This is a genomic window from Pseudomonas sp. 3MAES_34.3B (assembly GCF_058145875.1).
Window position 1 is genome coordinate 1,706,828 of sequence record NZ_CM176960.1, and the last position, 13,270, is coordinate 1,720,097.

At 64.2% G+C, this 13,270-nt stretch carries 10 protein-coding genes; 4 read left to right on the plus strand and 6 right to left on the minus strand.

Going from position 1 to position 13,270, the window contains the following annotated elements; genetic code table 11:
* Positions 1 to 7 precede the first annotated feature (7 nt).
* The 6 genes from AC3Z8Y_RS07590 to AC3Z8Y_RS07615 all read right to left on the minus strand — a co-directional run bounded on the left by AC3Z8Y_RS07590 (position 8) and on the right by AC3Z8Y_RS07615 (position 6,561).
* On the minus strand, positions 8 to 1,615 hold the full coding sequence (locus AC3Z8Y_RS07590; protein WP_490089135.1) for an ABC transporter substrate-binding protein: 1,608 nt from the start codon (positions 1,613 to 1,615) through the stop codon (positions 8 to 10).
* Between the two features lie 25 nt (positions 1,616 to 1,640).
* Positions 1,641 to 2,567, minus strand: coding sequence for an ABC transporter permease (locus AC3Z8Y_RS07595; RefSeq protein WP_490089136.1), 927 nt, complete (start codon positions 2,565 to 2,567; stop codon positions 1,641 to 1,643).
* The gene (locus AC3Z8Y_RS07600) at positions 2,567 to 3,415 is read right to left on the minus strand and encodes an ABC transporter permease (protein WP_490089137.1); all 849 of its coding nucleotides are present in this window, start codon (positions 3,413 to 3,415) and stop codon (positions 2,567 to 2,569) included. Before AC3Z8Y_RS07600 ends, AC3Z8Y_RS07595 begins: the two co-directional genes overlap by 1 nt.
* A complete protein-coding gene (locus AC3Z8Y_RS07605) occupies positions 3,412 to 3,996 on the minus strand; it encodes an ANTAR domain-containing response regulator (protein WP_490089138.1) in 585 nt (194 codons plus the stop codon). The genes AC3Z8Y_RS07600 and AC3Z8Y_RS07605 overlap by 4 nt, the downstream gene beginning before the upstream one ends.
* The gene (locus AC3Z8Y_RS07610) at positions 3,993 to 5,138 is read right to left on the minus strand and encodes a transporter substrate-binding protein (RefSeq protein ID WP_490089139.1); all 1,146 of its coding nucleotides are present in this window, start codon (positions 5,136 to 5,138) and stop codon (positions 3,993 to 3,995) included. The genes AC3Z8Y_RS07605 and AC3Z8Y_RS07610 overlap by 4 nt, the downstream gene beginning before the upstream one ends.
* 226 nt (positions 5,139 to 5,364) lie before the next feature.
* Positions 5,365 to 6,561, minus strand: coding sequence for an MFS transporter (locus tag AC3Z8Y_RS07615; protein ID WP_490089140.1), 1,197 nt, complete (start codon positions 6,559 to 6,561; stop codon positions 5,365 to 5,367).
* Positions 6,562 to 6,655: 94 nt separating this feature from the next.
* Between AC3Z8Y_RS07615 and AC3Z8Y_RS07620 the strand changes: the two genes are divergently transcribed.
* From AC3Z8Y_RS07620 to AC3Z8Y_RS07635, 4 genes are all read left to right on the plus strand, one after another.
* Positions 6,656 to 7,558, plus strand: a complete 903-nt coding sequence (locus AC3Z8Y_RS07620) for a LysR family transcriptional regulator (protein ID WP_490089141.1) — start codon at positions 6,656 to 6,658, stop codon at positions 7,556 to 7,558.
* A 99-nt stretch (positions 7,559 to 7,657) separates the two neighbouring features.
* Positions 7,658 to 9,040, plus strand: a complete 1,383-nt coding sequence (locus AC3Z8Y_RS07625; protein WP_490089142.1) for a uracil-xanthine permease family protein — start codon at positions 7,658 to 7,660, stop codon at positions 9,038 to 9,040.
* Between the two features lie 131 nt (positions 9,041 to 9,171).
* A complete protein-coding gene (locus tag AC3Z8Y_RS07630; protein ID WP_490089143.1) occupies positions 9,172 to 11,664 on the plus strand; it encodes a glycosyl hydrolase family 28-related protein in 2,493 nt (830 codons plus the stop codon).
* A 371-nt stretch (positions 11,665 to 12,035) separates the two neighbouring features.
* Complete coding sequence (locus AC3Z8Y_RS07635; protein ID WP_490089144.1) at positions 12,036 to 13,250, plus strand: MFS transporter; 1,215 nt, start codon at positions 12,036 to 12,038, stop codon at positions 13,248 to 13,250.
* The last annotated feature ends 20 nt before the right edge of the window (positions 13,251 to 13,270 follow it).

Sequence of the window (13,270 nt, forward strand, 5' to 3'; positions counted from 1 at the left end):
AAAAGGCTTACTTCACCCAGATGTAGTCGTAGTTCACCGGTACGTGTACCGGGTCTACATAGAGCGCGTCGTCCCCGCCCAAGCGCTTGGAGCGCACGGTGAAGCGCTGCTCGTTGAAGATCGGCACCCAGGGGGCGTCGGCCATCACGTCGGTGAAAATCTTTTTCCAGGCTTCGGTGCGTTCGGCCTGCTGCTCAGGGGCTGCCATGGCGTCGGCCTTGGCGGCGCGCTCATCCAGCGCCTTGTTGCAGTACAGCGCCCAGTTCCAGCCACCGTCCACCGCGCCGCTGCAGCCCAGGATCGGGCCGTAGAAGTTGGACGGGTCGGGGAAGTCCGCAATCCAGGCCATGCCGCCCGACCACACCATCGGTGCCTGGTCCTTCGAGCTGCCGGCCGCGATCACGTTGGCCTGGGCCAGGGATTTGATCTGCACGCGGATGCCCACCTTGGCCAGGTCCTGCTGGATCGACTGGGCGATGCGCGGCTGCGGGTCGGTGTTCATCACGTACAGCTCGGTGTCGAACCCTTTGGCGAAGCCGGCGTCGGCCAGCAGCTTCTTGGCGCCCTCCACGTCGTAGGGCAAGCCTTTGTATTGGGTGTCATAACCGGGCATGGCGGGCGGCAACGGCTGGTTGGCGGGCACCGCGCGGCCATTGATGATGCGCACGATGCGCTCTTTGCTGATGGCCATGTTCACGGCCTGGCGCACCTTGAGGTTGTCGAAGGGCGGCAGCGTGGTTTTCAGCGTGACGTACCCGGTTTGCAGCTGGTTGCCGGTGACCACAAGGGATTTGGACGCCGCGTCGTTCTTGAACTGCAGGAACTGCGCGGGTGGCACGCCGTCGCCGGCGATGTCTACCTCACCCTTCTGCAGGCGCAGCAGGGCCACGGTGGGGTCCTGGCCGATTTCGAAGGTGATCTTGTCTACGTACGGCAGGCCCTTCTGGAAGTAGTCCGGGTTCTTGACGAGTTCGAGCTTTTGCCCCAGCTGCCAGTTGGCCAGGCTGAACGCGCCGCTGCCCACCGGGTGCTTGCCGAAATCGGCGCCCCATTTCTCCACGGCTTCCTTGGGCACCACCGAGGCGAAGTTGATGGCCATGATGTGCAGGAAGGTCGCATTGGGCGCGCTGAGGGTGATGGTGAGGTGCTGGTCGTCGATCACCTTGATGCCGCTGAGCGCCTCGCTCTTGCCGCCGGTAACGTCCTCGTAGCCCACGATGGAGCTGAAGAACCCGGCGCCGGGGCTCTGGGTTTTCGGGTTGACGGCACGTTCCAGCGAGTACTTCACGTCGCTGGCCACCAGTTCGCGGCCGTTCTGGAATTTCACGCCCTTCACCAGGGTGAAGCTGTACACCGTGCCGTCGGGCGATACGCTGTAGTCCTCGGCCAGGCTTTTCACCAGTTCGGTGGTGCCGGGCTTGTAGTCCATCAGCCGGCCGAACAGGCTTTTGATCATCGACCAGTTCTGCCAGTCGTAACCGATGGCAGGGTCCAGGGTGGCCACATCGTTCTGGTAGGTCACCACCACATTGCCGCCACTTTTAGGCGTTTCGGCCCACAGCGGCGTGGTGAACAGCGTGGCCGCGATGGCCAGGGTCAGCGCTTTGATCTTCATGTTTGCCCCCGTTTTATTGACAGATTCAGTGCCGCTTGATGTCGATGCGTGGGTCCACCAGCGGGATTACCAGGTCCGCCAGCAGGTTGCCCAGAACAATGGCAACCGCCGACAGCGTGGTCACGCCGACGATCACCGGGATATCCACTTGCTGGATCGACTGCCAGGCCAACTGGCCGATGCCCGGCCAGCCGAATACCGACTCGACCACCACCAGGCCGCCCATGAACACGCCGATATCGATCCCGATCATCGGGATCACCGGCACGATGGCGTTGGGCAGTACGTGAACCAACACCACACGGGCCCGGCTCAGGCCCTTGGCCCGCGCGGTACGAATGAAATCCTGATGCAGCACTTCGATCATCGAAGAGCGCACCATGCGCGAGTACCAGCCGCTGCCCAGCAGGCCCAAGGTCAGTGCCGGCAGCATCAGGTGGCTTACGCCGCCATAGCCTCCCAGCGGGAACCAGCCCAACTGCACCGCGAAGAAGTACAGAAACAGCATCGCGGCGATGAATTGCGGCGCGGACACGCCCACGAACGAGAACGCCATCAGCAGTTTGTCCGCGAAGCTGTCGCGCTTGAGCGCCGCGAGCATGCCCAGGCTGATCCCGATCAACAGCTCAAAGCCGATGCCCGCCGCCATCAGTTCCAGCGAAGGGCGCAGCCGTGCGCCGATCAATTCACTGACCGCAGTGCGCTGGATGTACGAGCGGCCGAGATCGCCGTGCAGCAGGTTGCCCAGGTAGCTCAGGTACTGGTGATAGAAGGGTTGGTCCAGCCCCAACTGCGCGCGAATCGCCGCGACTACTTCCGGGGTGGCGCTGCGGCCGGCGATCTGCCGGGCAGGGTCGGCGGGCAACAGGAACAGCAACAGGTAAGTGATCAGGGTCACGCCCAGCAGAATGAGCAGGGCATAGCCCACCCGGCGGCAAATGAACGGCAGCATCAGCGACGCCCCTTGAGGGTGGGGTCGAGTTCGTCGCGCAGGGCGTCGCCGACCAGGTTGAACGCAAGCGACAGCAGAATGATCGCCGCGCCCGGAATGAACACCAGCCAGGGCGCCGAGGTGAAGTAGGTCTGGCTCTCGAAGATGATGTTGCCCCAGCTCGGCGTGGGCGGCTGTACGCCCACGCCCAGGTACGACAGCGTGGCCTCCAGCAGCACCGTGGTGGAAATGCCCAACGTGGCCCATACCAGAATGGTCGGCAGCAGGTGCGGCAGCAGGTGGGAGAACAGAATCCTCAGCGAGCTGGCGCCCAGGGTGCGTTCCACCGCCACGAAATCACGGGCGCTCAGGGCCACGGTTTCGGCGTAGATCACCCGCGCGATCTGCACCCAGTTCACCATCGCGATCACCATGGCTACGATCCACACGCTGGGCTGGAAAATCGCCGACAAGGCAATTGCCAGCAGCAGGGCGGGGAAGGCCATCATCAGATCGGTCAGGCGCATCAGCGCACTGCCCAGCCAGCCACGCACGAAGCCTGCGGTAAGCCCCACCAGTGTGCCGATCAGCACGGCCAGCCCGTTCGCCAGCACGCCGATGAACAACGACGTGCGCGCCCCGAAAATCAGCCGTGAGAAAAGATCGCGCCCCAGCAGGTCGGTGCCCATCCAGTACGGCGTGGCAGGTGCCAAGGGCGCGCCTTCCAGCGACAGGCCCTCGACGAATTGCTCATCCGGGTCGAAGGGCGTAAGCCAGGGCGCCAGCACGGCCAGCACCACCACGGCGGTAATGAACAGCAGCGAGATGGCCACGGTCGGCCGGCGCAACAGCGCCTTGAGGGTGTTCATGCCCGGCCCTCGTCGCGTGCCGCAAGGATGTCTGCGCACAGGGCTTCGATGGGCCGGTTGAGCTGCATCGACAATGTGCGCAAGCGTTCGTACGCGGTGGCCTCGTCGATGCGCTGAGTCACCATCAAACGCGCCAGTGCCTGCCCCAGCAGCGGCCGTTGCGCCAGGCGGTGGCGCAGCGTTGCCAGCTCCTCGGCGTCCACCCGCTGCCGGTCGCGCAGCCCCACAGCCATCATCAGTGTTGTGTACACCGAGCCCTGGCTGATGGGCTTGTTGAGCAGGGCGGTGGCGCCCAGCTGCAACGCTCGCTGGATCTGCGACAAGGTTTCATGTGCGGTGAGCGCAACGATGGGGATGGCCGCCGCGTCGAGGGCCTGCACTGCCCGAGGGCTGGCGAAATGTTCCACTTCGAGAATGGCGGCGAAGCAGCCGGCGGTGTCGCAGGGCGCGTCCTGTTCCAATGCGTGACTATGGATGCCCAGGCGCTGCAGGCTTTTGCCAAGGCTGGCCTGGCTGCGCTCATCACAGTCGATCAACAGCAGGTGGCCTTGCCCCAGGTTGGGAAATGCGCGTGCTTTCATTTGACGATCCTCAAATGCGGTGCCCCGCGAACGTGTCGGTCGGCCACGCCCGCGTGTAGATCTGTAACGGTGAGGTAGGGGTCAGCGGACAGCGGTTGCGCCGCCGAATGCACGATTTCGAAGCTGCCTTCGCGCAGTTCGGCAATGTGGCTGCCCAGCGCGCTGTGATGGTTGCGTGGCGATACGCTCAAGGTGCCCAGCACGCTGGCCATGGCGTGGCCGTAAAGGTAGTTGCAAATGGCCGTGGGGGCTGGATCGCCGCACGCGTGCAAGGCGTCGGCGAACAGCCGCAGGGCGGCATAGGCGCCGGTGTAGTAATGCGAGCAGCGGCGCGGGCCATGAACCTGCTGCCGGGTATGGAACGCAGGGTCGAGCGCTTCGAAAAACGGCCCGCACGACAGCAATCGCAGCGCGTGCATCGGCCCCACGGCGTCCAGCTCGGCTTCGGTGAGGTTGCAACTGAGCACGGGCAGGCGTAGTCCCTGTTCGGCGCAGGCGTGGTCCAGTTGCCGCAAAAACGCGTAGGAAGACTCGCCCACCAGGTTGTTCAGCACGAACGCCGGGCGCTCTCGCATCAGTGTTTGCACCAGCGGCGCGAAGCCGGTCGCGCCCAGGTGCCAGTATTTCTCTCCCAGCACCTGGGCACCGTTGGCTTCCAGCACTTCCCGGGCGATACGGTTGCTTTCCCAGCCCCATACATAGTTGGAACCGAGCAAAAACGCGCGCCGCCCAAAGTGGGCCAAGGCATAGCGCAGCAATGGCAACAGCGTCTGGTTGGGGCAGCCGCCCAGATACAGCACGCTCTCGCTACTCTCGTAGCCTTCATAGGGGCTGGAGTACCACAGCAGGGCGCCGTGCTGGTCCAGGTCCGGAATGATCTCCTTGCGGCTGGCCGACAGCGTGGTGCCGAACACATGCTTCACCCCGGCGGCCAGCAACCGCGCTACACCGCGGCTGTACTCGGCGGGTTCGCCTTTAGGGTCCACGCAAATGGCCTGCAGCCGAACATCGCGGTGTGCTTCGGCGTTGAGCTCGGCAAGGGCATCCTCCAGGCCCTGCAATGCGCTGCCGCCCATGCGTCGATAGGTGCCTTCGGTGGAAAGCAGAAAGCCGACAGTGACAGCGGGGCGAGCATCGAGCATGACCGTGATCCATAAAAAAAGCCCGATCTACCCGGCAAAGGGTTGATCAGGCTTCGGTACCTGGCGCAGCAGGCTGCGCGGATGTAGCAAGGCTTAAGGAGGTGAGTCCGGCTTGCGGGGTTGGTGAAATACCATGAAATATCTGTGCCAGTCTGTAAAAGGGCTGTTTTTCGGTTGGAACCGGGCGGCTTGGGAGGGCTGCTGCCCCTTGTCAGTGCCCCCTGCGTTACCTTGCCTCACCAAGGCGCACCGTTTCGCCCATTTGCTCATGCCGTTGTTCCCGGCCCCGCCAGGCAAACGCCACGACCATCACCAGGCCCAGCGCGGCCATTATCGCGCCAGCCACCGAGATCGCCGCATACCCCAGACCCGCGTCGATCACCGCGCCGCCCAGCGCCGCCCCGATCGCGTTACCCAGGTTGAATGCCCCAATGTTCACGGCGGATGCCAGGTTGGGTGCATCCTTGGCGGCCTCCATCACCCTCATCTGCAACGGCGGCACCAGGGCGAAGCTCGCGACCCCCCATACCAGCACCGCCAGCGCGGTCGGCAGCGCCCAACGCGTGAGCACCGAAAACGCCAGCAATACCAGTACCAATACCGCCAACGAGACAATCAGGGTACGGTCCACGGAGCGGTCCGCTGCCTTGCCACCCCAGATATTGCCCAACGTCAAACCCACGCCAAACAGCACCAACATGCCGGTGATAAACGTTGTGGAAGCACCCGTCTGGCTATGAAGGATAGGTGCGATGTAGGTGAACACGGTAAACATCGCCCCGGAGCCCACCACCGTCAGCGCCAGTGCTGCCAGCACGGGCCCGCGACCCAGCACACGAATCTCGGCCAGTACGCCGTCGCTTTTGGGCAGCGGTACATCGGGCAACGCGATCCACAGCGCTGCCATCGCGATCACCCCAAGGCCAGCGATCCCTGCGAATGCAGTGCGCCATCCCAACAGCTCGCCGAACCAGGTGGCCAGCGGCACGCCGCCAATCGTGGCGACGGTGAGCCCCATGAACATTGCTGCTACTGCGCCCGCGCGCTTGTCGGGCGACACCAGGCTGGCGGCCACGATAGAGCCCACGCCGAAGAACGCGCCGTGATTGAGCGAGGTCACCACACGGGCGATGAGCAGGCTTTGATAGTCGGTGGCCAGTGCGGACATCAGGTTGCCAAGGGTGAAAATGGCCATAAGCCCGATCAACAACCACCGGCGGGGGATCTTGCCCGTGGCCAGGGTCATCAACGGGGCGCCAATCAAAACACCCAGGGCGTAGGCGCTGACGAGCAGGCCGGCCGCGGGGATGGACACCCCCAGGTCGGTGGCAATGCTGGGCAACATGCCCATGGGGGCAAACTCGGTGACACCGATGCCAAAGGCACCGATAGCGAGGGCTGTGAGCGGTGGATTGATGTGCATGAGCGTCTCCTTATCTATGCGCCAGATGGTACGATCCAGTGAAAGGGCGCGGTAGACCGCCAAAAAGAGAAGCACTTTTGCGCTGGAGGCACAGATGGATTTCAATGGACGGTCGGGGGAAATGGAGGTGTTCGCCCGGGTGGTGCAGGCGGGCAGCCTGTCGGCCGCCGGGCGTGCGCTGGGCCTGACGCCTTCGGCGGTCAGCCGCATCATCGCGCGCACCGAACAGCGAATCGGCACCCGGCTCCTGCTGCGCACCACCCGTGCCCTTACGCTTACCGCAGAAGGGGAGGCTTACCTGCGCGGTGCGCGGCGCATCCTGGCAGACATGGCGGAAGTGGAAGAAGCGATCGCTGCTCAGGGCGTACCCAAGGGGCGGCTGCGGGTCAGCGCCGCGTTGGGTCATGGCCGGCTTGCCGTTGTACCGCTGGTGGCCGCCTTTACGCAGCGCTATCCGGAAGTGCGCGTGGACCTCGCGCTGGGCGACGAGGTGGTCGATATCCTTGCCGGGCAGGCTGACGTGGCCCTACGGTTCGGCCACCTCCCGGACAGCCCGCTCACCGCCCGCTACGTTGGCGATACCGGCCAGGTGGTGGTGGCCTCGCCGGGCTATCTTGCGCGCCACGGTAAACCGCAACAGCCCGAGGACCTTGGCCGGCACAATTGCCTGCGGTTCAACTTTCGTCGGGCGGCAACGGATTGGCCCTTCGTGCGGGATGGGCAGGCCTTCTCGCTCAAGGTGGCGGGCAGCATCGAATGCAGCAGCGGTGAAGCGCTGGCGCAACTGGCCGTGCTGGGCGCGGGTATTGCGCGCATCGGTACCTTCACCGTGGCCGACGATTTGAAACACGGGCGCCTAGTGCCGCTGCTGGAGGCCTTCAACCCGGGTGACCGGGAGCCGATCCATGCCGTATTCGTGGGCGGCCCAGCGATGCCCGCGCGGGTGAGGGTGTTCGTGGACTTTTTATTGGAGCACCACCGGATGGGCGACCACTGACCGCCGGCATCCCGCTACCGGCCCGCTCCGGCATTTGCCGTTTGAGAATATTCCCCGGCCCTCTGTAGAATCCGCGCCTTTTACTGCCCGGGCCTTGCCATGCAACCTGCCAACACCTCAAACAAGCCGGCCACCCAAAGTGGTGAGCTGATCTATGGCCTCGATGACCGGCCGCGGCCGCTGGCGGCTTTTTTTGCCGCGCTGCAGCACCTGCTGGCGATCATCGTACCGATCGTTACCCCTGGCTTGCTGATCTGCCAGGCGCTGGGCGTTTCGCCGCGGGACACCAACCTGATTGTTTCGCTGAGCTTGATCGTGTCCGGTATCGCTACCTACGTGCAATGCCGCCGCTTCGGGCCGCTGGGTGCAGGCCTGCTGATCGTGCAGGGCACCAGCTTCAACTTCGTAGGCCCGCTGATTGCCGGCGGTGCGTTGATGGTGAAGCAGGGCACCCCGGTGGAAGGGGTGATGGCGGCCATCTTTGGCGTGGTGATCGCCGGCTCGTTCGTGGAGATCGGCATCTCACGCATCCTGCCCTTCATCAAGAAGCTGATCACCCCGCTGGTAACCGGCATTGTAGTGCTGATGATCGGCCTCACCCTGATCAAGGTCGGCCTGATCAGCATGGGCGGCGGCTTCGGCGCCATGGCCAACGGCACCTTCGCCAATGGCGAGAACCTGCTGCTGTCGGGCGTGGTATTGGCCGTGATCGTAGTGCTCAACCGCATCCCGCTGGTATGGATGCGCAGTGCGGCGATCGTCATCGCGTTGCTGGTGGGCTACGGCCTGGCCGGCTACCTGGGCCGCCTGGATTTCACCGGCATGCACCAGGCCGCGCTGTTTCAGGTGCCCACGCCGCTGCACTTCGGGCTTAGCTTTTCCTGGGGGCTGTTCATCCCGATGCTGGTGATTTACCTGGTCACTTCGCTGGAGGCCATCGGTGACGTAACCGCCACCAGCAAGGTGTCCCGCCAGCCTGTGGAGGGGCCGGTGTGGATGCAGCGCATCAAGGGTGGCGTACTGGTGAACGGGGTCAACTCGCTGCTGGCCGGTGTCTTCAATACCTTCCCCAGCTCGATCTTTGCCCAGAACAACGGCGTGATTCAGCTCACCGGCATCGCTAGCCGCAGCATTGGCGGGTGGATCGCCTTGATGCTGGTGGTGCTGGGGCTGTTCCCCACCGTGGCCGGGGTGATCCAGGCCGTGCCGGAGCCTGTGCTCGGTGGCGCCGCCATGGTGATGTTCGGCGCCGTCGCGGCGTCGGGCATCAACATCCTCGCGGGCATCGACCTGGACCGTCGCGCGCTGTTGATCATCGCCGTATCCCTCGCGCTGGGCCTGGGCGTGGCACAGGTGCCGGAGTTCCTTGCCCACATGCCAGCGGCGCTGCGCAATGTGCTGGAATCGGGCGTGGCCACCGGTGGTATCTGCGCGCTGGTGCTGAACTGGTTCCTGCCGCAGCAGGCCGCTACATCCAAGTGACACGCCCCTCCTGTTGAGGCCACCTGTCCGAACGCGCCGCGCCCGGGCAGGGGTCTTCTACCGTATAAGCACCTCGCTCGCTGCGGTGTCACCTCCTTTCATGCCGCGTGCGGTGGCCCGGGAGAGACACCATGGCAACGGTATTCAACGCGAAAGACTACGGCGCCAAGGGCGACGGCTTCACCGACGACACCCAGGCCCTGCAGGCGGCTATCGACGCCGCGGCAGTGGACGGCGGCACGGTGCTGCTGGGGCCTGGCACGTACCGGGTTTCGGCGTCGGCCGGGGCGCAGGAAGGCTGTTTGCTGCTCAAGGCGGGCGTCACCCTGGCTGGAACCAGCGCTGCGACCACCCAACTCAAACTGATGGACGGCGAAGACGGCGCGGCTGGCCTCCTGCGTGGCGCCGGGGACGGGATAGGGATCACGCGCCTCGCGCTGGATGGCAATAATGCCTCTACCACCGGCCGGGTGGACGGTTACGTGAACGGCGACAGCAGCCATGTGCTGATCGACAGCGTGGAGGTGCGCGAAGCCAGCGGCTATGGCTTCGACCTGCGCAGCCTGGGCAGCGAGGTGCAAGTGCGGGCCTCGAGCGCGTTGAACAACGGCAGCGATGGCTTTATCGCCGATGGCCTGGTGAACAGCCTGTTCGAGGACAACCTCGCCAGCCTCAACCTGGGCAATGGCTATACGCTGGCGGGTGAGATTCGCGTGCAGGACAGCGATGCCACCTACAACGCGCTGGACGGGTTCTCCCTTGGAGCGGGTGGCTTGGGCGACAGCGAAGACAGCACCCTGGAATTGAACGGCGGCTTGGCCCAGTGGAATAGCCAGGTAGGGGTGCGCCTGGAAAACATCGGCGGTTATCAAGTCAATGGCCTGGACGTGACCCTCAACCTGGCTCAGGGGATCTACGCCATGAACACGCACGATGGGGAGATCACGCACAACCGCTTGCTGGCCAACAATATAGGTAGCAGCGGCAGCGAAATTCAGCTGGGGGGCGGGGATTACGTTGCCGCCGCACGCAGCCATGACAACCTGGTGCAGTGGAACCAGATCAGCGGGCTCAATTCACCGGGCAGTGCGATTGGTATCTCCGAAGACATCCGCAGCTACGCCACCAATACCGTCACGGATAACGTGATCAGCCTGATCGCAACGCCCATCTCGCCCAATGGGCCGCATAGTGTGTTCGCGCGCAACCAGGCCTTCGTCGATACCTATGGCGGAGACGGCAAAGATGCGCTGGCCGGCACGGGTGCCCGGGACCGGCTGTTTGGTGGCGACGGCGACGACCATTTGGGTGGCCGCGACAACATGGATGTGCTGGTGGGCGGCGCCGGGCGGGACCGCCTCACCGGTGGCTGGGAGGGCGATGTGTTCCGCTTCGACAGCCTGAGTGACAGCTATCGCACCGCCACTTCGGCCCACTCGGACCTGATCGTCGACTTCACCGGCTTCGAGGATCGCCTGGACCTCACCGCGCTGGGTATCAGCGGCATGGGCAATGGCCATGACGGTACCTTGGCCGCGCTGTACGACAGCGCCAGGAACGTTACCTACTTCAAGAATTACGACGCCGACGAAGACGGGCGCCGCTTCGAGTTCCAGATGCGCGGCGACAAATCCCGCATGAACGACTTCCCCTTCGTTCAGTTCGAGCAAGGCACCGACAGCGCCGATTCGCTCAAGGGCACCGCCGCAGGCGAGTCCTTGTTCGGTGCAAAAGGGGCAGACACCTTGGACGGCAAGGCCGGTGAAGACCGGCTGTTCGGCGATCAGGGCGGCGACCGCCTTACCGGCGGTGATGGCAGTGACACCTTCGTTTACCGGGCCTTGAGCGACAGCCTGCGCGGTGCCGACGGTAGCATCGCCAATCGTGACCTGATTGCCGACTTCGACCTTCAGGGTAATGACAGCATTGATGTGAGCGCGCTGGGCTTCACCGGGCTGGGCAATGGCTACGACAACACCTTGCTCCTGGAACAGGACATCGGGCGCCGCTCCACCTTGCTCAGGTCCCTGGAAACCGACGCGAACGGCAATGCCTTCGAGATAGAGATCGACCACTACGTGCCGGACGTGCTCGCCGCCGCCACCAGCGTGATCTTCGCCAAACCGGCCGGGGAGGGGACCACCAGCAGCTATCCCACGCAGGACCGTACGTTGACCGGCAGTTCCGCAGACAACACCCTGAATGGCGGCGCCGGCAACGACCGGCTCAGTGGCGGCGCGGGTAACGACCGTTTGGCTGGCGGCGTAGGTGATGATGTGCTCACCGGAGGCAAAGGCGCCGATCAACTATCGGGTGGCTCGGGCGAGGATGTGTTCCGCTTCACCAGCATTGCCGACAGCCAGCGCACCGCCAGTGCGTCCAGCGCCGACACGGTGCAGGACTTCACCGCCAGCAAGGACATGCTGGACCTGCGAGCGCTGGGCTTCACCGGGCTGGGCGACGGGCACGGCGACACGCTCAAGGTGACCTACCGCGCCGACACCGATACCACCTACCTGCAAAACCTGGACCCCGACAATCAAGGGGCGCGGTTCGAGATCAAGCTGCTTGGCGATCAGGGTGGGTTACTGAATGAAGAGAATGTGATGTTCGCTGCGGTTTAGGCCCCGCCGCGGGAAGTATGTGGCAGTCCTTTCCCTGGCTTACGCCGGCCATCCGACGCCAGCTCGCGAATAGTCAATTTTTCGCGAGCTGGCGCCCGCTTCCCACAGGTGAGCCAGCCCCTCAGGGTGTCAGGAGAACTCTGTGGGAGACGGGGGGCCGGCCATCCGGCGCAGCCGAAGGCGTAGCTCGCGAATAAGGCCGCCAGCTGGCGAACGAGGCCCATGAGTCCGGTGCAAAGCCTGTTCTGGACTGCCCTGTGTCCCACCATTGCGCACCACGCTCAGGTGCGTTGCGCCAGGTTCGTATTCCCACGCTCACCCCGCATCCCTAGGCTTGTGACTCAATATTCACTCAAGCCGGAGAGATGGTGATGCCCGCGAGCAGCCCTTACACACTTGCTTCACCGTCGGTGCAAACCGATGCCCCAGCCACCCTGTCCACGGTGCTGGTTGTATTCCTGGCCTTCTGCTGTGGCGCGGTGGTGGCGAACCTTTATTACGCGCAGCCCATCGTTGAGCTGATCGCGCCCAGCATCGGGCTTTCGCCTGAGCATGCCAGCCTGATCGTTTCGCTGACCCAGCTTGGCTACGCCGCCGGCTTGCTGTTCCTGGTACCGCTGGCCGACCTGATGGAGAACAAACGGCTGGTGATTGGCTTCACCCTGGCGGTCAGCCTGTTTCTGGTCGCCGCGGCGAGTGCGACGTCCCCTTCGGTGTTTTTACTCGCCTCATTGTTGATCGGCGTTACCTCCGTGGCCGTGCAGATACTGGTGCCACTGGCCGCCCATATGGCGCCGGAAAGCAGCCGGGGGAGGATGGTAGGGAACATCATGAGCGGGCTGCTGCTCGGCATCCTGCTGGCGCGCCCGATCTCCAGCCTGCTGTCCGAATACCTGGGCTGGAGGGGGGTGTTCTACAGCGCAGCTGTACTGATGGTGGTGATCGCGGCATTGGTTGCTGCGCTGCTACCGCAACGGCTGCCGAACCATCACACCACCTATGCCCGGCTGATCGGCTCGGTGTTCAGCCTGGCCCGGCGCTATACAGTGCTGCGTGAGCGCTCGCTCTACCAGGCGCTGCTGTTCGCAAGCTTCAGCTTCTTCTGGACCATCGTTCCCATCGAGCTCATCCGCCATTACGGCTTCAGCCAGAACGGCGTGGCGTTGTTCGCACTGGTAGGAGCGGTGGGTGCCATCGCCGCGCCTATTGCCGGCCGGCTTGCCGATGCCGGGCACGGTCGCGTCAGCACGCTGTTCGCCCTCGTGCTGGCCCCGGTCGCGTTGCTGATCGGTGGCGTTCCAGGGCTCGGTTACCTGGGGCTGGTGGCTGCGGCGATTGCATTGGACTTTGCGGTGCAGCTCAACCTGGTGCTTGGCCAGCGCGAGGTCTACGCCCTGGACGCCAATAGCCGGGCACGCCTAAACGCGGTGTTCATGACCAGTGTGTTCGTGGGAGGTGCGCTGGGTTCGCTGCTGGCCAGCCCGATCTACGAGCACTTCGGCTGGGCCACGACTGTACTGTGCGCGGCGGCGATGCCAGCCCTGGCGCTGCTGATTTTCCTGATGAAGAAAAGCAACAGGCCTTGACACTCGATAGCATCCACTAC